Origin of the sequence: Streptomyces sp. CB02009, assembly GCF_001905825.1 — a bacterium.
GTDB lineage: Bacteria > Actinomycetota > Actinomycetes > Streptomycetales > Streptomycetaceae > Streptomyces.
The window spans coordinates 51,998-74,263 of record NZ_LIVV01000014.1 but is presented as its reverse complement, the minus strand read 5'-3'; the positions used below and the strand labels follow the sequence as shown (position 1 = coordinate 74,263).

Sequence of the window (22,266 nt, the reverse complement as noted above, 5' to 3'; positions counted from 1 at the left end):
CCGTGTCCTTCCAGGGTCTGTGCGGCGGTCGCCAGCGCCACGGGCGACCGTCACGCTGCCAGCGGCCGGGAGACTGCCGCATCTTCCTGGCTGCCCTTCTGCTGGCGTAGCCGCAATCGGCGCAGGTGGAGCAATCCGCAAGATGCGTGCGGTTTCGGCGGCGGCGGACGATACGGCTGGGCGCCCCGGGTGTTCCGGGACGGGTCCCGGCTCCGCGAGCCCGCCACCCTTCGACCGATGACCCGCCACCGGCGGTCAGCCTTCTCCGGAGCGCCTCATGCATCCCTTCCGCATCGACATCCCGCAGGCCCAGCTCGACGACCTGCACCGCCGTCTCGACGCGACGCGCTGGCCGGACGAGCTGCCGGGCGTCGGCTGGGACCGGGGTGTTCCGGTCGGCTACCTCAAGGAGCTCGCCCAGTACTGGCGGACCTCGTTCGACTGGCGGGCGGCCGAGGCCCAGCTGAACGCGCACCCGCAGTTCGTGGAGGAGATCGACGGCGCGCAGGTGCACTTCCTGCACGTCACCTCCCCCGAGCCGGACGCGACCCCGCTCCTCCTCACGCACGGCTGGCCGGGCTCGGTCGCCGAGTTCCTGGACGTGATCGGTCCGCTGACCGACCCGCGTGCGCACGGCGGCGACCCGGCGGAGGCGTTCCACCTGGTGATTCCGTCGATTCCCGGATACGGCTTCTCGACGCTGACCGAGCCCGGCTGGGACACCGCGCGGATCGCCCGCGCCTGGGCCGAGCTCATGGCCCGCCTGGGCTACGGGAAGTACATCGCGCAGGGCGGCGACGCAGGAGCGGTGATCTCCCTGGAACTCGGCCGCATCGACCCCGAACACGTCCTCGGCGTGCACGTGAACATGCTGATGACCTTCCCGTCCGGGGACCCCGCCGAGTTCGAGGGCCTCGACGAGCGTGACCAGGCACGCCTGGGCAAGCTGGCCCGGTTCGACGCGGAGCTCTCCGGATACATGAAGCTCCAGCAGACCCGCCCGCAGACCCTCGCGTACGGGCTCACCGACTCCCCCGTCGGCCAGCTCGCCTGGATCGTCGAGAAGTTCCTCGACTGGACCGGTGCGACGGACCTGCCGGAGGACGCGGTCGACCGCGACCGGCTGCTGACGAACGTGACGATCTACTGGCTGACGGCGACCGCCGGTTCGTCCGCGCAGTTCTACTACGAGGGTGCCGCCGGGGTCCGGGCCGCGGCGAGCGGCGCCGTGCCGCCGCCGGTGACCGTGCCGGTCGGCGTCGCCGTGTTCCCGGACGACATCTTCGTGCCGATCCGCCGCTTCGCCGACCGCGACCTTCCGAACATCGCGCACTGGACCGAATTCGAGCAGGGCGGTCACTTCGCGGCTCTGGAGCAGCCGGCCGCGCTGACCGGGGACATCCGCGCCTTCGCGCGGGCTCTCCGGCCCGTCCCCGCCGCCGCCTGACGCGCGTCGCCGAACCGTTCGCACTTCTACGAGAGAGATGAGGCATGGCATGACGGCCAAGACCGTGATCGACGTCTGGGTGGCCGACCTGACGTTCCCCGGCTACATGGACCGGCTCCACCGGCTCGGGGCGGAGTTCGAGAAGGCGCACCCCGAGTACGAGATCAACATCGAGGGCCGTGACTTCCGGCTGCTGTCCCAGCAGATCGCCGAGGCCGCCGACGCGGGCCGTCCCCCGGCCGTCGCTGAGTACTACTTCGCGGTCACCCAGGCCGCCAGGGACTCGCGCACCCGCGAAGGGAAGCCGCTGTTCACCTCGGTGCAGAAGGCGATTGCGGGCCGTACGGAGATCCTCGGCGAGCCGGTCGTCCTCGACGACCTCATCCCCTCGGTACGCGAGTACTACTCGGTGGACGGCGACCTCGCCTCAATGCCGGCCGTGGTCACCGCCATGCTGATCTACGGCAACAAGACGGCGCTGGACAGGGCCGGGGTCACCTCCCTGCCCACGACCTGGGCCGAGATCGAGGCGGCCTGCGAAGCCGTGGCGGCCCTGGAGGGCGGCCCGTCCCACGGTGTCACGTGGGCCAACCACGGGCTGTTCTTCCAGCAGGCGCTCGCGGTCCAGGGGGGTGAGCTCGCCGACAACGCCAACGGCCGCGAAGGCCGGGCGACCCGCCTGGATCTGTCCTCGGAGGCGATGCTGACCTGGGCGGAGTGGTGGCGTGAGCTGCACCGCAAGGGCCACTACCTCTACACCGGGAAGATCCCGGACTGGGAGGGCAACATCAAGGCCTTCGCCGACCAGGACGTGGCGATCCGCGTCACCTCGTCCAACGACCTCAACTACATGGCGATGGCGGCCGAGAACGCCGGCTTCGAGATGTCCGTCGGCCGCTTCCCGCAGCGGGACGGCGTGCCCTACGGCGGCAACATCATCGCGGGCACCTCGCTGTGGCTGGCCGACGGCCTGGACGAGGTCACGCAGGACGGCGCACTCGCCTTCATGCAGTTCCTCAACAACCCGCGGAACGCCGCGGACCGGCACATCGCCAGCAGCTTCGTCCCGGTCACCCGCTCCTCGTACCGCCTCCTGGAGGACGAGGGCTGGTTCGAGGCGAACCCGTACCACCGCCTTGCGAGCGCCCAGCTCAGCTCGTACGACGAGGGCCAGGGCGACGGCGTGCCGCCGTGCCGCGGGGCCCTCTTCGGCGACTTCGCCGGCGCCCAGGACGTCATGACCCGGGCCATGGACGACGTGCTGAGCCGCGGCGACCTGCCCGCCGAGCGGTTCGCCGACGCCACGGCCGAGGCGCAGGCGCTGCTCGACGCGTACGAGAAGGACCGCGTCGACAACGGCGTGCGCAGGCCCGAGAGCCTGCGGGTGGAGTACTTCCGCGACGCGGAGGCCTACACCGGCGCCCAGTTGGAGGAGGCGGTCAAGGGGGCCTCGAAGGAGTAGCCCACAGACGGCGAAGGGGCGGGACCTGTCGGTCCCGCCCCTTCGCCGTCTGTGGCCGGGTGTACGCCTGCGGCTCAGTTCCTCGCGCCTGCGCCGACCGGCCGGTAGTAGTCCTCCAGTTCCACCGCCTGCCCGTCGAGCGCGACGCGCAGTTCGGCGAGGGCGCCGCGCAGGGCGGCGGACACCGCCGGCACGCGGCAGCCCTCGGCCAGGTCCACGAGGGTGCGGTAGCTCTCCAGGAGCCGACCCTGCTGCTCAGGCGCGAGCGAGCTGTCGTTCGTCATGAAGCCGTGCCGCCTTCCATTTCGTGCGGGGCAGACTGCCCGCGGGGACGAGTTCCACCTGGGGCCGGATGCCGATCTCGCGCTTGAACTCCTCGGCGATCCGGGCACACAGGACAGGCGCGGCCGCGCCCGTGACGTCAGCCGCCTCGGCCTGGACGTGGATGGTGTCGAGCCCGCGGACTGTGCGGATGGAGGAGCGGAACTCGCTGACTTCGGTGAACCCACGCAGTACGTCCTCGATCATCACCGGGGTGACCGAGACCCCGCGGATCTTGCGCATGTCGTCGTAACGCCGCAGGATGCCGCCGTCCAGGAAGTCCCAGGTCCGGCCGCACCCGCAGTCGGTGTACGGCCGCTTGACGACGATGTCCTCGGTCCAGTGGCGGAAGAGCTGCATGCCCTCGCGATACAGGCCGGTGGTGACGCGGACGCCCTCCTCGCCGTAGCCGACCGGTTCCTTCGTCTCGGGGTGCAGGACCTCCTCTATGACCGTCGGCTCGTTGATGTGGCAGGCATTGCGTCGCGTGGGGCATTCGAACATGAAGACCCCGCCGAACTCGGTGGTCCCGGCGGCGTTGAAGACGCGGGCTCCGAAGGCCTCTTCGATGGTCCGGGTAGTGAAGTCGGAGCGCGGCTCCGCGCCGGCCAGCATGACCTGGACGTTGGCGTCGCGGGCGAGGTCGACGCCCATCTCGGCGGCCGTCTCGATGAGCCGCATCGCGTAGCTCGGGGTGAGGCCGAGGACCTCGATCCGGTAGTCGACGAGCAGACGGACCACCGTCTTGGAGTCGAGACCGCCGGCCGGGACGACGGTGCACCCCATGCGCTCCAGGGCGTAGTGCATGCCCCAGAACCCGGCGAACAGGCCGTAGCCGAAGGACACCAGGGCCTTGTGGTGCGAGCGCACCCCGTTGGCGTACAGGGCCGTGCAGAAGGTGTCTGTGATCCATTTCCAGTCGCGTTCGGTGTCGAACGTACGGACCGGAGGGTTGCCGCTGGTACCGCTGGTCTGGTGGTGGCGTACGCCGAACGCCGGGTCGAGCGAGGGCCACGTTCCGTACGGCGGTGCGGCCTGCTGCGAGGCGAGCAGGTCCGCCTTGTACAGCAGCGGCATCCGCTCCGTGTACGCGGCCATCGAGGTGATGCCGTCCGGGATCCGCTCCGCCCAGAACGGCGAGTTCCGCCGGGCGTGGTCCAGGGCGCGGCTCAGCCTGCGCCACTGCCATTGCTCCAGCTCCTCGCGGGGCATGGTCTCCGCTGTGACGTTCCAGTACTCCACTACGCCTCCGTGCTGCGCGACGCCGACGCGAGCGAGCCCATCACGCCCGCCGTCGGCCGCGCATCTCGCCGCGTGCGGTCTTCCCGCGTCCCGTCGTGGCGCCCCTGCTCAGGCGGCCGCCCGGGCGGGAGCGGCCACGGCGGAGAACAGGCGTACGCCCTCGAGGAAGTTGGAGATCATGCGCATCCCGTGGTCGGTGCGGAAGCTTTCCGGGTGGAACTGGACGGACTCGACGGGCAGGGTCCGGTGGCGCAGCCCCATCACGTAGGCGTCGTCGGCGGAGCGCGCCGTGACCTCCAGGCAGTCCGGGACCGTGGACTCCGGCACGACGAGGGAGTGGTACCGGGTCGCTGAGAAACCGGCGGGCAGCCCGGTGAACAGGCCCCGTCCGTCGTGGTCGATCGGGCTGGCCTTGCCGTGCATCAGCCGACGCGCCGGCACCACTTCGGCACCGTACGCGCGGCCGATGGCCTGGTGGCCGAGGCAGACGCCGAGCAGCGGCAGACGTCCACCGAAGGCCTGCACGATCTCGACATGGCCCGACTCGTCCGGGTGGCCGGGGCCCGGGCCCAGCAGGATCGCGTCGGGGAGGTCCCGTTCGACGTCCGTCAGACGCACTGCGGTGGAGCGCACCATGACCGGATCGGCTCCGGCCGACATCAGGTACTGCCGGAGGATGTCGACGAAGCTGTCGAAGGCGTCGACGACCAGGACGCGGGGCCGCGCCGCGGTCGCGTCGGCGAGGAAGGGCGTCACAACAGCTCCTTACCGGTGACCGCCCAGTGGGCGGCACTCATCTTGGCAAGCGTCTCGCGCCACTCGCTCGCGGGTTCGGAGTCGGCGACGATTCCGGCGGAGGCGCGCGTGCGGTAGACGCCGGCGTGGTGGAAGAGGGTGCGGATGCACAGCGCGAGATTGGTGTATCCGCCGACGTCGATCAGGCCGAGCGCACCGGCGTAAAGGCCCCGGCGGCTGTGCTCGAGGGACTCGATGATCTCCATGGCCCGGATCTTGGGCGTGCCGGTCATGGTGCCGGCGGGGAACAGGGCGGCGACGGCGTCGAACGCGTCCTTGTCGGGTTCGGCCTCACCGGTGACGGTCGACACGAGGTGCAGGACGTGGGAGTACCGCTCGACGACGAACTCGTCCGGCACGGCGAGGGTGTCCGCACGGGCGATCCGGCCGATGTCGTTGCGGCACAGGTCCACCAGCATGGTGTGTTCGGCGATCTCCTTCGGGTCGGAGCTCAGCCGCTTCGCGCCTGCCTCGTCGTCGCCGGTGCGCGGCAGCGTCCCGGCGATCGGCCGCATGGTGATGGCGCCATCCTCGATACGTACGAACAGCTCGGGGCTCGCGCCGATGACGCACTGGCCGCCGACGCTCGCCAGGTACATGTACGGGGAGGCGTTGCGCCGACGCAGCCGCTGGTAGACGTCGACGGGGTCGGCGTCGGAGCGCATGGTCAGCTCGTGACCGATCTGCACCTGGTAGATGTCGCCGACCGCGATGTGCTCCAGGCAGCGTTCCACATCGCGGTGGAAGGCCTCGGGGGCGGTGTCGTCGCTCACGGTCGACTCGGGGATGGTGTCCGCGGCGGGTTCGGGGTGGGTGTCCTCGGCGCGCTCCAGGAGAGCCTCGATCTCCGGCGCGGCCAGGGCGGGCCAGGCGTCGGACTCGTGGAGCAGGAGTTCGGTCCGTCCGTCGGCGAGGTCGCGGACGACGCAGCCCTGATGGAGGACGAGCTGGACGTCGGGCAGATCGGGCCGCTGCTCGATGAGGTACGGCAGTTCCTCCACGTAGCGCACGGTGTCGTAGCCGAAGTAGCTCAGGAACCCGAACCGGAAGCTGGTCGGCGACCCCTCGGCGTCGAACAGCGCGCGGGTGGCGCGCAGCAGCGGCCAGAGGTCCGTAAAGGTCCGCAGCCGGAGGGTGCCGTCGGCGTCCTCGGTGAGCAACGGCCGGATACGTTCCAGCAGGGGCAGGCGCAGCGCGGGAACGCCGTCGACGCGGACGACGCCGTCGGCGACCGCCACGGACAACAGCGCTCCGAAGCCCACGACCTGGTAGCGGCGGTCGCGGATCGGTCCCCCGGCGGATTCGAGCAGGTAGACCTCGTCGGGTCCGAAGCGTCCGGCCAGGGCGCGGTAGGCGGGCAGCATCGGCACCGGGGGCAGCGCGTGCGTCCGGGTGGTCACACGGATCACGGCAGGTGCCGGGTGCGGGTCGGTCATCGGGGGTCCTTCGGGCTCAGGTGGTGATCGCGTAGCGGTGCGCGACCTGCCGGGCGGTCTCGACCGCGCTGTCGGGGCCCGATCGCAGGTCGAGCACCCGGGCCGCCTTCCAGCTCACGAACGAGCCGGTGTGTGTCACCGGGTCGAGGTCGCTGTCGACGACGACCCGGACGACGGCTCCGGTGAGCGCCCGCAGTCGCGAGGCCACGGCCGTGCCGGTGGCGTCCGGGTCGGCGGATCCGGGCAGCAGATCCATGCGTACGGTGACCTCGTCGACACCGTCGAGTGTGTGGTCGACGACCACCTGGTACCCCAGGCAGCCGCGGACGCCGTCGAGGATCGCGGCCTCCAGCTCACCGGGGTACAGCAGGGCTCCGCCCAGCGGGATCCGGTCCGCGACCCGGCCGACGACGTCGACGACCGGTCCGGGCAGCGGCGAACCCGGCGGTGCCGGAGTGATGCGGACCAGGTCGCCGGTGCGGTACCGGATCAGCGGCTTGATGCCGTCTACCAGCATGGTCAGGGTGAGTTCGCCCTCGCCTGTGTCACCGAGGACGGCTCCTGTCTCCGGGTCGATCACTTCGGCCAGGTAGTTGGGCACCGACAGGTGGAGCCGGCCGTTGTCGCCCCCGGTGGCGATGCACAGCGCCTCCTGGGAGCCGTACAGCGCGGGACGGACCACGGCGTGCGGCCACACGGTCGAGACGTTGGCGGCGAACTCCGGGGTGCAGATCTCGCCGAGCACGAGGAACAGCTTCACGGGGAGCCGGGCGAGGTCGTAGCCGTAGTGCAGCGCCGCCTTGGCGAGGCTCAGGCACAGCGCGGGCGCGCACACGACGACCTCGACGCCGAGCTCCTCGATCAGACGCAGCGCCTTGCGGAAGCCCACACGGGGCGACTCGGGCCAGATCTTGACGTGACAGGCGCCCAGGGAGCCTGCGACGGCGGTGAACACGTCGCCGAACGCGTACAGCTCGGAGGGGCCCATGAGACCGACCACCGGCATTCGGTCGCCGAAGTGAGCGCGGAACATGCGCCGCCAGGACTCCTCGACGGCGGCGTTGGAGGTGACGATGTCCTTGGCCCCGCGCGGGCAGGGGGTGGCGGCGCCGGTGGTCCCGTTGGTCTCGTAGTAGATGCTCGCCTCGGACAGCGGGCCCGACAAGACGTCGTGCATCTCGCGGCGCAGGTCGTCCTTGGTGGTGAAGGGAAGCGACGATAGGTCCCCGGGGGTGACGGCCTCGATGTCCGCTCCCGCCAGGTGGCGGCGGTAGAACGGTGAGCGCTCGGTGACGTGGCGCAGGACTCCGGTCAGCTTCTCGCGTCGCCAGCGGGCCAGTTCGGTGTCGGACAGGGTCGAGGCGTAGAAGGCGTTGCTGACCTCCTCGTACACGTCGAGGAAGTCGTCCTGAGCCCGGCGGCCGCAGGCAGGGGCGACCGGTGCAGTGGTCACGCCGACACCGTCATCTCGTTCAGGGCCAGGCCCACTCGCTCGTTGACGTCGCCGGACGGCAGCAGGTCGTCCCGGCCGGTGAGCCGACGGTGCTCGTCGAGCAGCTGGATCATGTCGACCATGCGGTCGATCATGCGCGTGACGTTCTTGATGCCCTCGTCGTCCTTGAGCGCGTCACCCCGGTGCAGCGCGTGGACCGTCGCGGGGAACCCGCTGCCGACCACGATCATCCGGTTGAGCAGGGCGTTGACGGTGAGCTGTGCCCATACCTCGCCGGCGCTGTAGCGGCGGGCGACAGAGATGATGCCCGCGACCTTGTTGCTCAGCGGCCTGTCGAAGCGGAGATAGCCGACGCCGGCCCGCTCGATGAACGTCTGCATGAGGCTCGCGGTGCCGAAGCCGTGCACGGGGGCGGCGAAGACGATCCCGTCCGCCTCGATCATCTTCCGCACGACGCCGGACACTCCGTCGCCCAGCTCGCAGGCGATCGTGCGGTCGTTGCAGTCACCGCAGGGTCCGCAGCGCTCCATCCAGGTGTTGCGCAGGTCCACGACCTCGAAGTCGACACCGCGCTGCTCTGCGGTCTCGGCCGCGTGCCGGAGGACGTCGGCGGTGTTGCCGTCGCGTTCCGACCCGTTGATGGCGAGGATCTTCAGACGTGCTGTCACGAGGTGTCTCCTTAGGAAGGATCCGGCCGACGCCACCGGGATCCGGCGCGGCGCGTTCCCCAGCCGCCCTCTCGGCCCGTTGACTCCCCTAAATCGTCGTGTCCCGCCGCCGATCGAAGCATCTTCGTAAATGCTTGATGGATCTGCGGGCCGGAACCTGGTACTGGCTCCCTCTCCTCACGCGGCGACCGCGACGGGGAAGGTGTCGAGGCCGCGGACGACCCAGCGGTCGCGGTACACGGGCGGCTCGGTCGCGGTCAGGCCGGGGAACCGGGCGAACAGTCGGGGCAGCGCGAGCGCGGCCTCCAGACGGGCCAGCGGGGCGCCCAGGCAGAAGTGCCCGCCGGCCCCGAAGCTCAGGGGGCGGTTGTCGGGGCGGTCCGGGTCGAAGCGGGCGGGGTCGGCGAAGCGCCGCGGGTCACGGTTGGCGGCGGCCAGGATCAGAGTCAGCCGGCTCCCGGCAGGGACGGGGGTGCCGAGCAGCTCGGTGTCGGCGGCGGCCCAGCGGCTGGTGACGTGCACGGGAGGTTCGAAGCGGAGGATCTCCTCGACATAGGCCGGGGCGAAGTCCGGCTCGGTGCGCAACCGTCCGGCGAGGGAGGCCCGCTCCATGGCGAGCATCGCACCGTGGCCGATGAGGAAACTCGTCGTCTCGAAGCCGGCGGTGAGCAGCACCATGAGAGTGCCCATCAGCTCGTCGTGGCCGAGGCGTCGCGGGTCGTCGTCGTGCGTCCGTGTGAGAAGGGTGACGAGGTCGTCGCGCGGGTCGCGGCGGCGACGGTCGACGAGGTCGGTGAAGTACGCGGTCAAGTCGTCCATCGCCCGGTCGGCCCGTTCCAGGGCAGCGGGGTCCCCGAAGCCGTCGGTGGAGACGGCGACGGTGGAGGCCATGTCGCGGAACCACACCTGGTCCTCTTCCGGGAATCCGAGCATGGTGCTGATCACGGCGACCGGGAGGCGGGACGCGTACTCGGCGATCAGGTCCACGGGCGCCCCGCCGGCGCCGAGGCGGGCCATGCGGTCCAGCAGCCGGTCGGCCATCTCCACGACGACGGACCGGAGCCGGCGGATCTTCGGTGGCGTGAACGCGAAACCGGCCACTGCACGCAGCCGGGTGTGGTCCGGCGGGTTGCTGTACAGCATCGAGCTCGTGAAGGCGCGCAGCGAGGAGTGGTCCCGCCATCCGGGCGAGGTCGCGTCGTAGCCCGCGGCGTCCTGGACGTGCAGACGCGTGTCCCGCAGGGCGCGGTCGCACTCCTCGTATCCGGTGACGACGAGCCGGCCCGGCTTGAGCCAGGCCGTGGCGCCGTGGGACCGGATCACCTCGTACAGGGGATAGGGGTGCTGGCGGCCCCGGACTGTGCCCAGCTCGGCGAACGCCTCCTTCACTGACGCCCTGCCGACGGATGTGGGACGGCTCATCGGGCGGCGGTGAGCTCGATGATCGCCGAGGGCCCGGCGGGGTGCACCGCGGCGACGTCGAGTCCCGCGGCCGCGGCCAGAGCGGAGAATTCGGCGACGCCGCGCTCCTTGGCCCCGTAGACACAGAGCATGCGCAGGTCCATTCCGGTGTGCGGCGCCTCGCCGGTCGCGCCGATCGACTCGATCACGAAGACCGAGCCGGCGTCCCCGGCGGCCTCGGCGCAGCGCCGCAGGATGGCGGTGGCGGCCTCGTCGTCCCAATCGTGCAGGACCAGCGAGAGGACGTACCCGCCCGCACCCGCGGGCAGCGCGTCGAAGAAGCTGCCGGCCACGGCGTCAGCGCGGTCGCCGATTCCCTCGTCGGCGAACCGCTCCTTGGCGGCCAGCGCGGCGTCGGGCAGGTCGACGACGGTGCCACGCAGCGTCGGGTTCGCCTTCAGCAGCTCGGCCAGCAGGGAGCCGTTGCCGCCGCCGACATCGACGACGTGACCCACCGATGCCCAGTCGAATCCGGAGACGACACCGGGCGCCCGTACGGCCACGTCGGCACCGAGGAGCTCGTTGAAGGAGGCCGCTCGGTCGGCGTCGGCGGTCAGATCCTCCCAGTACTCGCGTCCGTAGCGGACCGGAAAGGCAGCCTCGCCGGTGCGGACGCTGTGCGGCAGCTCGACGAACGACAGCTCGCCGCGGCCCGCGCCCTCGGTGTCGAACCAGGCGCGGATTCCGGCGGGGTGGTCCTCACGCAGGGGTTCGCCCAGTGGCGTCAGGGTGTAGCGCCCGGCGTCGTCGACGTCCAGGACCCCCCGGACCGCCAGGTACCGCAGCAGTCGTTCGAGCGCCCCGGGGTGCGCGCCGACGGTCTCCGCCAGCTCCGCCGCGGTGCGGCGGCCGGCGGCGATGTGGTCGGCGACGCGCAGCGTCGCTGCGGTCCGTATCGCCATCGGCGTGCCCAGGCTCGCCATGGCCCACAGCTTGGCGGCCGAGCCGTCCTCGTCACCCAACACGGCATGTCCTCCCTCGTCAGAGGGCTCCTAGCGAGCCCGCGTCCTTCATCGTCGCGTATGGGCACGTGCGTCCCATCTCCCTTATTGCGCTGCTGGCTTGGACCGCTCACGCCGCGGCGCCGCGGCCGTCCCCGGGCGGGGACGGCGGCGGCGCCGGACGGGCGACGGGTCGTCAGACGCTCTCGAGCTCACGCTCCTTCACGGCGCCGGAAGGCTCCGCTGCCGGGCCGGACGCGCCGGCCTTGGACAGGGCGCCCGGCGCCCAGAAGCGCGGGCCGAGGTCGAGCGCGAGCGCGGGCACCAGGACCGTGCGGACCAGGAAGGTGTCGATCAGGACGCCGATGCAGACGACGAAGCCCATCTGGGCCATGGCGACCAGCGGCAGTCCGGCGAAGACCGCGAAGGTCGCGGCCAGCACCAGACCGGCTGAGGTGATCACGCCGCCGGTGCTGATCAGACCGGTCAGAACTCCCTTGTCGTGACCGTGGACGGCGGCCTCCTCCTTCACGCGATGCATGAGGAAGATGTTGTAGTCGATGCCGAGTGCGACGAGGAAGACGAAGCCCAGGAGCGGGATCGACCAGTCGACGCCGGAGTAGTGCATGACGTTCTCGAAGATCAGGTTCGAGGTGCCGAGCGCGGCGAAGTAGGACACGACGACCGTGGCCAGGAGGACGAGCGGTGCGACGAACGACCGCAGCAGCCAGATGAGGACGAGCAGGACGACGAGCAGGACGAGCGGAACGACGACCTTGAGGTCGCGTGCGGTGGCGGTCTCCTTGTCCAGGGCCTGCGCCGCCGTGCCGCCGACGAGTCCGTCGGTCTTTTCGCGGAGGGCCTCGACCGTGTTCTTGGCCTGCGCGCTGTCGGGGGTCCCCGCCAGGACGGCAGCGAGCTGGGTGAGTTCGCCGTTCGGCGTCTTGGCGACGGTCCTGACCTCGACGACCCCCTCCGTGGCCTCGGCGGCTCGGGTGGCCCGGTCCGCGTCCGACGTCCTGACGATGATCGTCGCCGGGTCGGCAGCGCCCGACGGGAAGTGCGCCGAGAGCTTCTCCTGGGCGACGACCGACTCCGGCTTGGTCTGGAACCAGTCGGTCTGGCCCAGGCCCATGTCGAGCCCGAGCGAGCACAGGGCGAGGGCTCCGGTGACCGCGAGGGACGCGATCCACGAGCGGCGCGGTCGGGCGGCGACGGACTTGCCGACGCGCTCCCAGAACGGGCGGGAGGTGCGGACGGCGGCGCCGTGGCGCGGCACGAGCGGCCAGAACACCCAGCGGCCCGCGATGACGAGCAGCGCCGGCAGGATCGTGATCATCGCGAGGAAACCGAAGATCACACCGATCACGCCGACCAGACCCATGGAGCGCGAGGAGTTGATGGTGGCGAAGCCGAGGCAGGCGAGGCCGACGGCGACGGTGCCGGCGGAGGCGAGGATCGCCGGGCCGGAGCGGCGCAGGGCGGCCTGCATCGCTTCGTGGCGGTCCTCGTGGCGGTGCAGCTCCTCGCGGTAGCGCGCGATGAGCAGCAGCGCGTAGTCCGTTCCCACACCGAAGACGAGCACCATCAGGACACCCGAGCTCTGCGGGTCGACCGGGAGACCGGCGTACTTCGCGAACAGATAGGTGCCGGCCTGGGTGAGCACCGAGGCGAAGGCGACGGCGAGGGTGGGGAAGAGCCACAGGACGGGGCTGCGGTAGGTGAGCAGGAGCAGGATGACGACGATGAGGCCGGTGGCCATCATCAGGGTGCCGTCGAGGGTGCCGAAGACCGTGAAGGCGTCGGCGATGGAGGCCGCGGGGCCGCCGACCTGGGTGTCCAGCCCCGGCGGCGCGTGGGCGTCCGCGACGTCGCGCATCCTGTCGATCGTGTCGGCGACGTCGGCCTGCTCCTCGCCGAGCAGGGGCACGACGACCATGAGGGCCTTGCGGTCCTTCGACGCGATCGCGGGCGACACCTGCTCTCCGTGGGCGGCGAGCTTGGCGAAGGCGGTGCGGTCGGCCTCCACCTTGGCGCGGGCCGCTTCGCCGAGCGCCTCCTGGCCGCTGTAGACGACGACGGCCGGCATCAGTTCGTCGGTACGGAACTTCTCCAGTTCCGTGTTGACACGGGCGGATTCCGCGCCGCGCGGCAGGAACGCGTTGGAGCTGGTGTCCTGGACCTCGCCGAGCTTTCCGGCCAGCGCGCCGAGCGCCATGACTGCGATCAGCCAGATCGCGAGGACCAGCCATTTTCCGCGGCGGCCGCCGGGCACGGCGGCGCCTCGCTCGAGCCATGCTCGCATGAGGGATCTCCTTCGGGGGATGTTCCGCGGCCTCACGCGGAGCGGCCGCGCGGCGGGGGACGGTTCATCGTGGCGGGTGTTCAACCGCGCGGGCATCTTCGGGATTGCGCAGTTCCGCGCGCGCGTCAGCGCCCGTGGAGCGTGGCTCCACGGGCGCTGTCCGGATGCGATGCCGGCGGTACGCCGGCCCGGCACCGGGCGGGCGTCGTGACTCAGTTGGCGAAGAAGTTCTTTAGCTCGGGCGCGAGGACGACCGGGTCGACGGCGATCCCCTGACCGACCAGGGAGTGCCGCGAAGCCGCCGGAACGACTTCCTCGACCGCCTTGGCAGAGGCCTGCAGCCAGGCGTCCGCTTCACCGCCGTGGACCACGTGCACCGGGACGGTGACGGAGCCCAGCTCCTCGGTCGGCAGGGCGAAGTCCTCGCCGAGGATCGTGGTGTCGTACGGCAGGGTGTGCGCGAGGGCCTCCAGGCCGGGCCAGAACGGGGCGAACTTCATGCCGGCGACCGCTTCGGCCGGCGCGCCCATACCCTCGACCATGAAGAACTCGACGGCCTCGCCGCGCCGGTCCGACGCGCTGAGCTCGGCGAGCTTCCCGGTGAAGTCGGCCGGAGGACGCGGGCCGGTCTCCTCGACGACGTACGGCGGATCGTAGAGGGCGATCTGCGTGATGTTCAGACCGGCGGCCGCAGCCTTCAGCGCCAGGGCACCGCCGACCGACATGCCGAACACCTTGGCCGAGCCGCCGGCCTCCGCGATCAGCGCGGCAAGGTCCTCGATCTCGTGCTCCACCGCGTACTCGGCGGCGTCGCCGCTGTCGCCGCGACCACGGCGGTCGTAGTTGTAGACGGTGAAGTGGGGGGCGAGTTCGCCGGCCAGCTGCGTCATGACCGGGTGCGCGCGCTCGCTGAAGGAACCGCCGATGAGGATGAGGGGTTCGCCCTCGCCGGAGCGGTCGTAGGCGATCGTGGTGCCGTCGGCGGACTGAACCGTGTTCATTGTTCTCCTGGGTCTCGGGTCCGCGGTCGGGCGGAGGACCGATGGGGTGTGGGGTGTGCCTGGTCCAGCCTGAGGACGGCGGGGCGGCGGACGCATCTTCGGAATTGCTACGTCCGGACCGCGCACGCGGGAAGAACCCGAAGGCCGTCCTGGCCTTCGGGCTCTTCCGTGTCGGGTGTCGTTCGGGTCAGCGCGGTCCGGCGACCGTGTACGAGTCCTGCGAGGCGGCGGCGTGCGCGGCCGTCGCGCGCTCCTTGCGGGCGGCCCACCGGCCGACGGCGTTCACGATCGGACGCTCGACGAGGTAGTGGCTGACGGTCGCCGCGAGGATGCTGCCGACGAGGACCGCCGTCATCAGCTCGGGGAAGCCGATCGTGCCGCGGAGCTGGTTCATGAGAGCCGGCTCGGTGCCGAACACGCTGCCCGTCTCGAACCAGAAGTACATGATCGCGAAGTGCCAGAGGTAGATGCCGTACGAGATCCGGCCGAGGTAGCGGGAGACCGGGTTGGCGACGATCGCGTCGACGACCCGGGACTTGGAGCCGGGGATGGAGAGCGGCATGACCGTCAGGTAGGAGAAGGCCAGCAGCAGGAAGTACTGGGTGAGGGCCAGGCCGACGCCCTCGTAGTCGCCGTATCCGGGACGGCCGAACGGCTGGGAGCAGTTGAAGGCGTAGATGGCCAGGGCGCCGATCCAGAACAGGAGCGGGTGGTCGCCGGCGATCCGGTAGAGGGCGGGCTTGTGGTCCGGCTTGATCTCCGCGAGGACGTGGAGGACGGCCATCGCCATGCCGAGGGCGAAGGCGCCGCCCACGGCCAGCGGCCACCAGTACTCCTGCGGGTAGATGCCCATCTCCGGGCGGTGGATGTAGTAGGTCCACACGGCGGAACCGATGGTGATGAGCCCGAGGGGGATCATCATGCGGCGTGCCTTGCTCACCGGGTCGCTCACGCCCTTGGCGAGCCAGTGCATGATCCCTGCGAGTAGGGGTAGGGCGAGGTAGTACTGCATTTCGGCCGGGACGGTCCACGCCGGGTCCATGCCGGCGATCCACGTGTAGTCGTACACCTGGAGCATCAGGATCGGCCGCAGCACGTACCAGGGGCCGTCGATGGCGTCGAAGTTGAGCAGGAAGACGCAGACCAGTGCGAGCAGCACGTACGCCGGCCACAGCCGCGCGAGACGCTTGGCGAGGAACGGGCCGATCTGAGGACGCTTGCTCCCGGTGAGGGTCCAGCGGGCGAACGGCTTGTAGAGCAGCATTCCGGACAGGACGAAGAACGGGCCCAGCGCCAGCGGCCTCAGGCCGGCCAGCAGGGTGGCGAGTGCCTCATTGCCCGGCGGCATGACGTAGGCGCCCATGACTCCGGCGGCGAACGACGTGTGCACGCCGGCCACCCCGAGGGCACACAGCGCGCGAACACCGTCGAGTCCTCCGACGCGCTGGGTCTGGTGGGCCGGTTCCGCGGCCCGCTTGGCATTCACTGCGGAGAGCTCCTCTACGTCTCGGTGGCTCGTTCAGGATGGGCGTGGCTCATTTGCCGTGCCATCTTCTGCCGTGCGGTGTTGGGAAGCGTCCTCTGCGTGCGCGCACAAGGCCGGGGACGTGGCACGCGACGACGGCAATCCAAGAGATGCAGGGCCCGATCGGGCTGTGTGAGCGTTCCGGCAGACCTGACCGTTCCGTGCGGCTACGAGTCGGCAGGGACGAGCGATTGGACAACACCTTGGTCTCCACCTCGATTCACGCACGCTTCGCCGACCAGGCGCGCCGGACGCCGGACGCGGTGGCGGTGGCGTCGGGCGACACCACGCTGACCTACCGCCAGCTCGACCAGCGGGCCAACCGGTTCGCCCGCGGCCTCCTGCGGGCCGGGGTCCGGCCCGGGGATCCGGTCGCGGTCCTGATGGAGCGCTCTCCCGACGTCGTGGTCTCCATGCTGGCCGCGCTCAAGGTCGGCGCCTTCTACCTGCCGCTGCACGACGCCTACCCGTTGGAGCGGATGCAGCAGATCATGGACCGTGCCGGCTCCCCGCTCCTGCTCGCGGATCCGGCGATGGACCGGCGCGGGCTGCCGCGTACGAGCACGGTCCTCTTTCCCTCCATCGACCGTGGCACGGCGGTGGCCCTCACCACCGACGTCAGCGTGACGACCGGCCCCGACACTACGGCGTACGTCATCCACACCTCGGGTTCGACCGGCGAGCCCAAGGGGGTCGCGGTCACGCACCGCGGTGTCCTGGGTCTGGTCGACGACTCGTGCTGGGACGGGGACGCGCACCGGCGGGTCTTGGCCCTGGCGCCGTACGCCTTCGGTGTCTCCACGTACGAGGTCTGGGTGCCGCTGCTGCGCGGCAGCACGATCGTGCTGCCGCCCCCCGGCGACCTCGACGTGCGCACCGTGCGCCGGCTGATCGAGCAGGAGAGCATCACCGCGCTGCACGTGACCGCCGGCCTGTTCCGTCTCTTCGCCGAGGAGGCGCCGGACAGCTTCGCGACGGTCCGGGAGGTCCTCACCGGCGGTGACGTGATCTCCCCCACCGCTGTGCGACGTGTCCTCGACGCCTGCCCTGGGCTGGTTGTCCGGGCGATGTACGGCGCCACCGAGGTGTCGTCGTTCGCCGCATACGCCACGCTCACCGCGCCCTACGAACCGGCGGCGGCGATTCCCGTCGGCCGCCCGATGGACACCGTCGACGCGCGGCTGCTCGACGAGGACCTGCGGCCGGTGCCGGTCGGCGAGGTGGGTGAGTTGTACATCGCGGGTGAGCGGCTCGCACTCGGCTACCACGGCCGACCGGACCTGACCGCCGAGCGCTTCGTCGAGGTGCCTGATGCGCCCGGCTCCCGGATGTACCGCACCGGCGATCTCATGCGCCTCGGCTCCGGGGGACTCCTCGAGTTCGCCGGCCGGGTCGGCGACCAGGTGAAGATCCGCGGCTTCCGCGTGGAGCCCGGCGAGGTGGAGCACGTCCTGGCTCGTCAGCCGGGCGTGGCCCACGCCGCCGTCGTCGCGCGGGAGCAGCAGGGTGGCGAGAAGCGCCTCATCGCCTACGTCGTGCCCAAGAACCCCGGCCTCGACTCGGCAGGCCTGCGGGCGGCCGCCCTGGCGGTGCTGCCCGACTACATGGTGCCCGCCGCCTTCGTCGAACTCTCCGCACTGCCCCTGACCGCCAACGGAAAGCTGGACCGCGCGGCACTGCCCGATCCCGCCGCACCCGGCACCGGATCCACGTCCCCGTCACGCAGCGGACGCCAGGACACCCTGTGCGAGCTGTTCTCCCGGGTGCTCGGCGTGCCAGATGTGGGCGTCGACGACAGCTTCTTCGCCCTCGGTGGGCAGTCACTGCAGGCCATGCGTCTCGCCTCCCGCATCGAGGCCGAGCTCGGGTTCGGAATCTCGGTCGGCGACGTGCTCAACCACCCCACGGTCGCCGAGCTCGACGGCCGTATCCAGGACCTCGCGCAGGCGCCCGAGCTGACAGGAGCGGCCCGATGAACCCGGACGACGTCGGCACCTACGGAGCGCCTCCGCGCCCGTACCTCGTACTGGTCAACCAACTGGGCACCCACACGCTGTGGCCCGGGGTCTACGACACGCCGGTGGGCTGGCCCATCGCGCACGGGCCCGCCGTCCGCAGCGAGTGCCTGGACTTCATCCGCAGGTCCCCGAGCCCGGGCCGTATCGCTCCTCAGCTGGCCTCCGCGGCCTGAACTCCTCAGCCATACCCCGAAAGGACCCGTCACTGTGAGCATCACCGCCGCGCCGCCCGAGGCGACCGGACGAGACCAGCGGATTCCGCTCTCGTACAACCAGGAGTTCCTGCGCGCGTTCGACAAGGGCGAGACGGACGGTGCGTTCGGCCACCGTCACACCCTGGTCTGCGGCTGGCGGGTCTCCGGCGCGATCGACCTCACCGCCCTCCAGCAGGCCCTCGACGACGTCGTGGTCCGCCACGAGGTGCTGCGCACCGCGCTGCTGAACGACGACGACGGCGGCCACCAGGTCGTCCGGGCACCGTCCACGGTCGCGCTGGAGATCCGCGACCTGGACGCGGACGGCGAGGCGTCGCGGGACGTACGGGCCGAGGAGTTCCTGAACGAGCTGGACGCCCGCCCGTTCAACGTGCGTGAGCTTCCGCACCTGCGCGCCGCTCTGGGTCGTTTCGACGCGACCGACGCCGTCCTGGTCCTCGCCACCCACCACACCTCCACCGACGCTTGGTCGCTCCAGGTCGTCATGCGCGACCTCGCCGCCGCGTACGCGGCCCGGGTCGAAGGCCTGCCTGCCGAGACGGCCGAGGTCACCCAGTACCAAGAGTTCGCGCGCTGGCAGCAGGACAACGCCGGGAGCGGACGGGTGGACACCGCCCGCGCGTACTGGCGCGAGCGGCTCGCGGGCGCGGAGATCACCGGCATCACCTCCGACCGGCCGCGCGACGAGAACCTGGCGAGCGCCTACGGCGTGCACCGCTTCGTCTTCGACGCGGACCTCTCCTCGAACGTCATCGAGTTCGCCAAGGCCACGCGCTCCACGCCGTTCATGGTGATGGCGGCCACCTACAGCGCCCTGCTGCGCGAACGCACCGGCGCCACCGACATCGTCTTCCCGACCTTCTCCTCCGGACGCTACGAGGAGCGGTTCACGGACTCGGTCGGCCCCTTCTTCAACTTCGTGCCGATCCGCATCGACACCACCGGCTGCGCCACCCTGGGCGACGTCCTGGACGAAGCGCGTTCCGCGTGCGTCGGTGCCTACCAGCACGAGATCCCGTTCGCCCGGATCGCCGAGGACAGCCCCGCGCTCCTCGCCCCGTTCGCCAACGGATTCCTCGCCGTCGTCGCGTTCGAGGTCCTGCAGACCGCGTTCCCGATGGAGGGAAGCCGGGTCGGAGGCCTGGAGTTCGCCGAGATCCGCGGCCGTCACCTGTCGCAGAAGGTGAGCTCTGCCATCCCGGACGGCGGCCTGTGGGCGATGGACGTGCTGCCGAGCGGCGAGCTCGCAGGCAGCCTGAAGTTCGACCACAACCGCTTCGACGAGTCCACCGCCGTGGAACTGGTGGGCCGCTTCCGCGAGCTGCTGGACTCGCTGGTCGCCGATCCGCACACCCAGCTGTCCTGACCGCGGGCCGAAGGCCTTCCGACGCAAGAGGATCCGATCGACGATGACCACCCTGGCTCCCTTCGCTCCCGTGGCTCCCCCGGAGCCCGACCTGACCCCCGACGAGATCGTCGCCCGGGCCGACGCCCTCGCCACGACCCTGGTCGAGCGGCAGGCCGAGACCGAGCGCCGCGGCTTCTACGCCGAGGACACCCACGAGGCCTTCGCCCGCGCCGGCTTCTACCGCATCCTCGTGCCGCGCGCCTACGGCGGGTACGAGTTCGGCCCCGAGACCTTCATGAAGGTCTCCATGGCACTGGCGCGGGGGTGCCCGTCGACCGGCTGGATGTACCTCTTCGGCGCGGCGCACGCGCTGGTGGTGGGCACCCTTTTCGACGAGGCCACCCAGGCCGAGCTCTTCGCGGACGGCGACTTCATCTGCCCCGCGACGGTGGCCCCGGCCGGTTCGGCCCGGCCCGACGGCGAGGGCGGCTGGATCGTCGACGGCACCTGGAGCTACTGCTCCGGCGCCCCCTACGCGACCCACTTCATCGGCCACACCCTGGTCTCCCAGGGTGAGGGGCAGCCGCCCGCTCCGATGCTGTTCATCGCCCCGCGCGATCAGTTCGAGCGCCTGGACGACTGGGGTGCCCAGCTCGGCCTCAAGGGCAGCGGATCGCACAGCATCCGTATCGAGGGCGGCCGGATCCCCGGTCACTTCGCCCTCGGCGGGCACCTCAGCCAGATGGCGATCACCGAGGAGACGCCCGGCCGGACCCTGCACGGTCCCGAGTACGGCGGCGGCCCGCTCAGCTTCATGCTGCTCGAACTCGGCGTCCTCGCCGTCGGCATGGCCAAGGGCGCCCTGGACGCGTACGAGGAGTTGATGCGGACGCGTACGACGACGTTCTTCCCCATCGTCCCGCGCACCGAGGACCCCGACTTCCAGTTCCGCTACGGCGAGGCCACCGGCCTGATCGCGGCGGCCGAGGCAGCGGTGCTGCACGCCACACAGCAGTGGCAGGCGCTGTGTCTGCGGGACGTGGAGGCCTTCACCCGCGAGGAGGAACTGCGGCTGGCCACCATCAGCCGGGAGGCCGTGCGCCTCGCCTGGCGGGCGGTCGAGGGTCAGCTGTTCCCCACTGCCGGCTCCAGTTCGGTCCGTGCCGGTGAGCGCGTGGAACGCGTCTGGCGCGACCTCTCCACGTTGCACAGTCACGCCGGCAACGGCGTCTTCCTGTCGACGCTCGCCAACCGCGAGCTTGCACAGGCGCACTTCGGGGGGGCCGGCCGATGAGCGGCGCCGTCGTCCCCTGGCCGCACGGCGGCCCTCAGACCTCACTCCGTACAGATCGGGAAGAACCCATGGCACAAGGCTGCCCCTTCGCCCTCGACACCACCGGTCGCGACATCCACGCCGAGGCCGCGGCCCTGCGGGCCCAGGGTGCGGCGACCCAGGTGGAGCTGCCGGGCGGTGTACTCGCCTGGTCGCTGAACGGCCACGACGTGATCAAGCGCGTGCTCGCCGACCCGCGCGTCACCAAGAGCGCCCGCAACCACTGGCCGGCTTTCGTCAACGGCGAGGTGCCGCCGGACTGGGAGCTGATCAGCTGGGTCGCGATGGACAACATGGTGACGGCGTACGGCAAGAACCACGTGCGGCTGCGCAAGCTCGTCGGCAAGGCGTTCACGCCGCGCCGCACCGAGGCCTTCCGCCCTCGTGTGGAGGAGCTCACCGACCAGCTCCTGGACGCGCTGGAGCAGGCGGAGCCCGGTGAGACGGTGGATCTGCGCGAGCGGTTCGCCTACCCGCTGCCGGCCCGTCTGGTCGCCGACCTGATCGGCATGGAGGAAGAGGCCCGCGCCAGGACGGCGAAGGTCATTGACGCGATGGTGGACACCACCATCACGCCGCAGCAGGCCCAGGCCGTACTCGCGGGCTGGCGCGGCGCGATGGCCGACCTCATCGCCGAGAAGCGGCGCGAGCCGGGCGAGGACATCACCAGCGACCTGGTCGCCGCGCGCGACGAGGACGGCTCACGGCTGACCGAGGACGAGCTCGCCGATACGATCTTCGCGATCCTTGGCGCGGGCTCGGAGACCACGATCAACTTCTTCGACAACGCGATCACCGCGCTGCTGAGCGACCGCTCGCAGCTGGATCTGGTCCGCTCCGGCCGCGCCACCTGGGACGACGTGATCGACGAGACGCTGCGCGTCGAGTCGCCGCTCGCCCATCTGCCGCTGCGGTACGCGGCGGAGGACATCGAGCTGGACGGGGTGACCATCCCCAAGGGCGACCCGATCCTGGTCAACTACGCCGGTGTCGGCCGCGACCCCGAGCTCCACGCGGACGCTCCCGACACGTTCGACCTCACGCGGACCGACAAGTCGCACCTGTCGTTCGGGTTCGGTCCGCACTTCTGCCTCGGCGCGGGCATCGCCCGCCTGGTGGCGACGACCGGTCTGTCGCGTCTGTTCGAGCGCTTCCCGGACCTGGAGCTGGCCGTCGAACGCGACGAGCTGCAGCCGCTGCCGACCTTCATCATGAACGGCCACCGCAGCCTGCCGGTCCGGCTGAACGCCAGGGTGCCGGCGGGCGCGGGCGCCCGCTGACGGCTCGTACTGCGA

The 22,266-nt window shown here is 70.9% G+C and carries 18 protein-coding genes; 7 read left to right on the top strand and 11 right to left on the bottom strand.

What is annotated here, in order from left to right:
- Positions 1 to 277: 277 nt before the first annotated feature.
- Together AMK27_RS38235 and AMK27_RS38230 are read left to right on the top strand one after the other, a co-directional pair.
- The gene (locus AMK27_RS38235) at positions 278 to 1,447 is read left to right on the top strand and encodes an epoxide hydrolase family protein (protein ID WP_073918787.1); all 1,170 of its coding nucleotides are present in this window, start codon (positions 278 to 280) and stop codon (positions 1,445 to 1,447) included.
- A 49-nt stretch (positions 1,448 to 1,496) separates the two neighbouring features.
- Positions 1,497 to 2,909 (top strand): extracellular solute-binding protein, encoded by a 1,413-nt coding sequence (locus AMK27_RS38230; protein ID WP_073918785.1) that lies wholly within the window; start codon positions 1,497 to 1,499, stop codon positions 2,907 to 2,909.
- Positions 2,910 to 2,983: 74 nt separating this feature from the next.
- Here the strand turns inward: AMK27_RS38230 and AMK27_RS38225 are convergent, their stop codons facing one another.
- The 11 genes from AMK27_RS38225 to AMK27_RS38175 all read right to left on the bottom strand — a co-directional run bounded on the left by AMK27_RS38225 (position 2,984) and on the right by AMK27_RS38175 (position 16,018).
- On the bottom strand, positions 2,984 to 3,193 hold the full coding sequence (locus AMK27_RS38225; protein ID WP_073918783.1) for a DUF6052 family protein: 210 nt from the start codon (positions 3,191 to 3,193) through the stop codon (positions 2,984 to 2,986).
- Positions 3,165 to 4,472, bottom strand: coding sequence for a phenylacetate--CoA ligase family protein (locus AMK27_RS38220; protein WP_073918781.1), 1,308 nt, complete (start codon positions 4,470 to 4,472; stop codon positions 3,165 to 3,167). Before AMK27_RS38220 ends, AMK27_RS38225 begins: the two co-directional genes overlap by 29 nt.
- 108 nt (positions 4,473 to 4,580) lie before the next feature.
- Positions 4,581 to 5,228 (bottom strand): anthranilate synthase component II, encoded by a 648-nt coding sequence (locus AMK27_RS38215; protein WP_073918779.1) that lies wholly within the window; start codon positions 5,226 to 5,228, stop codon positions 4,581 to 4,583.
- Entirely contained in the window at positions 5,225 to 6,703 is a 1,479-nt protein-coding gene (locus tag AMK27_RS38210; RefSeq protein ID WP_073918777.1) for an anthranilate synthase component I family protein, read from the bottom strand. The genes AMK27_RS38215 and AMK27_RS38210 overlap by 4 nt, the downstream gene beginning before the upstream one ends.
- A 16-nt stretch (positions 6,704 to 6,719) precedes the next feature.
- Positions 6,720 to 8,156 (bottom strand): phenylacetate--CoA ligase family protein, encoded by a 1,437-nt coding sequence (locus tag AMK27_RS38205; protein ID WP_073918775.1) that lies wholly within the window; start codon positions 8,154 to 8,156, stop codon positions 6,720 to 6,722.
- Positions 8,153 to 8,824: a flavodoxin family protein gene (locus tag AMK27_RS38200; RefSeq protein ID WP_073918773.1), complete on the bottom strand. Its 672-nt coding sequence runs from the start codon at positions 8,822 to 8,824 to the stop codon at positions 8,153 to 8,155. Before AMK27_RS38200 ends, AMK27_RS38205 begins: the two co-directional genes overlap by 4 nt.
- 177 nt (positions 8,825 to 9,001) lie before the next feature.
- Positions 9,002 to 10,246, bottom strand: coding sequence for a cytochrome P450 (locus tag AMK27_RS38195; protein ID WP_073918771.1), 1,245 nt, complete (start codon positions 10,244 to 10,246; stop codon positions 9,002 to 9,004).
- Complete coding sequence (locus AMK27_RS38190) at positions 10,243 to 11,247, bottom strand: methyltransferase (protein ID WP_073918769.1); 1,005 nt, start codon at positions 11,245 to 11,247, stop codon at positions 10,243 to 10,245. The genes AMK27_RS38195 and AMK27_RS38190 overlap by 4 nt, the downstream gene beginning before the upstream one ends.
- A 175-nt stretch (positions 11,248 to 11,422) precedes the next feature.
- Positions 11,423 to 13,531, bottom strand: a complete 2,109-nt coding sequence (locus tag AMK27_RS38185) for an MMPL family transporter (RefSeq protein WP_073918767.1) — start codon at positions 13,529 to 13,531, stop codon at positions 11,423 to 11,425.
- A 212-nt stretch (positions 13,532 to 13,743) separates the two neighbouring features.
- Entirely contained in the window at positions 13,744 to 14,532 is a 789-nt protein-coding gene (locus AMK27_RS38180) for an alpha/beta fold hydrolase (RefSeq protein WP_073918765.1), read from the bottom strand.
- A 187-nt stretch (positions 14,533 to 14,719) separates the two neighbouring features.
- A complete protein-coding gene (locus AMK27_RS38175; RefSeq protein ID WP_073918763.1) occupies positions 14,720 to 16,018 on the bottom strand; it encodes an acyltransferase family protein in 1,299 nt (432 codons plus the stop codon).
- Between the two features lie 230 nt (positions 16,019 to 16,248).
- Between AMK27_RS38175 and AMK27_RS38170 the strand changes: the two genes are divergently transcribed.
- The 5 genes from AMK27_RS38170 to AMK27_RS38150 all read left to right on the top strand — a co-directional run bounded on the left by AMK27_RS38170 (position 16,249) and on the right by AMK27_RS38150 (position 22,251).
- On the top strand, positions 16,249 to 18,033 hold the full coding sequence (locus tag AMK27_RS38170; RefSeq protein ID WP_241847747.1) for a non-ribosomal peptide synthetase: 1,785 nt from the start codon (positions 16,249 to 16,251) through the stop codon (positions 18,031 to 18,033).
- A complete protein-coding gene (locus AMK27_RS38165; RefSeq protein WP_073918761.1) occupies positions 18,030 to 18,248 on the top strand; it encodes an MbtH family NRPS accessory protein in 219 nt (72 codons plus the stop codon). Before AMK27_RS38170 ends, AMK27_RS38165 begins: the two co-directional genes overlap by 4 nt.
- A gap of 34 nt (positions 18,249 to 18,282) precedes the next feature.
- A complete protein-coding gene (locus AMK27_RS38160; RefSeq protein WP_073918757.1) occupies positions 18,283 to 19,656 on the top strand; it encodes a condensation domain-containing protein in 1,374 nt (457 codons plus the stop codon).
- A gap of 43 nt (positions 19,657 to 19,699) precedes the next feature.
- Entirely contained in the window at positions 19,700 to 20,932 is a 1,233-nt protein-coding gene (locus tag AMK27_RS38155) for an acyl-CoA dehydrogenase family protein (protein WP_073918755.1), read from the top strand.
- A gap of 68 nt (positions 20,933 to 21,000) precedes the next feature.
- The gene (locus tag AMK27_RS38150; protein ID WP_073918753.1) at positions 21,001 to 22,251 is read left to right on the top strand and encodes a cytochrome P450 family protein; all 1,251 of its coding nucleotides are present in this window, start codon (positions 21,001 to 21,003) and stop codon (positions 22,249 to 22,251) included.
- Positions 22,252 to 22,266 lie beyond the last annotated feature (15 nt).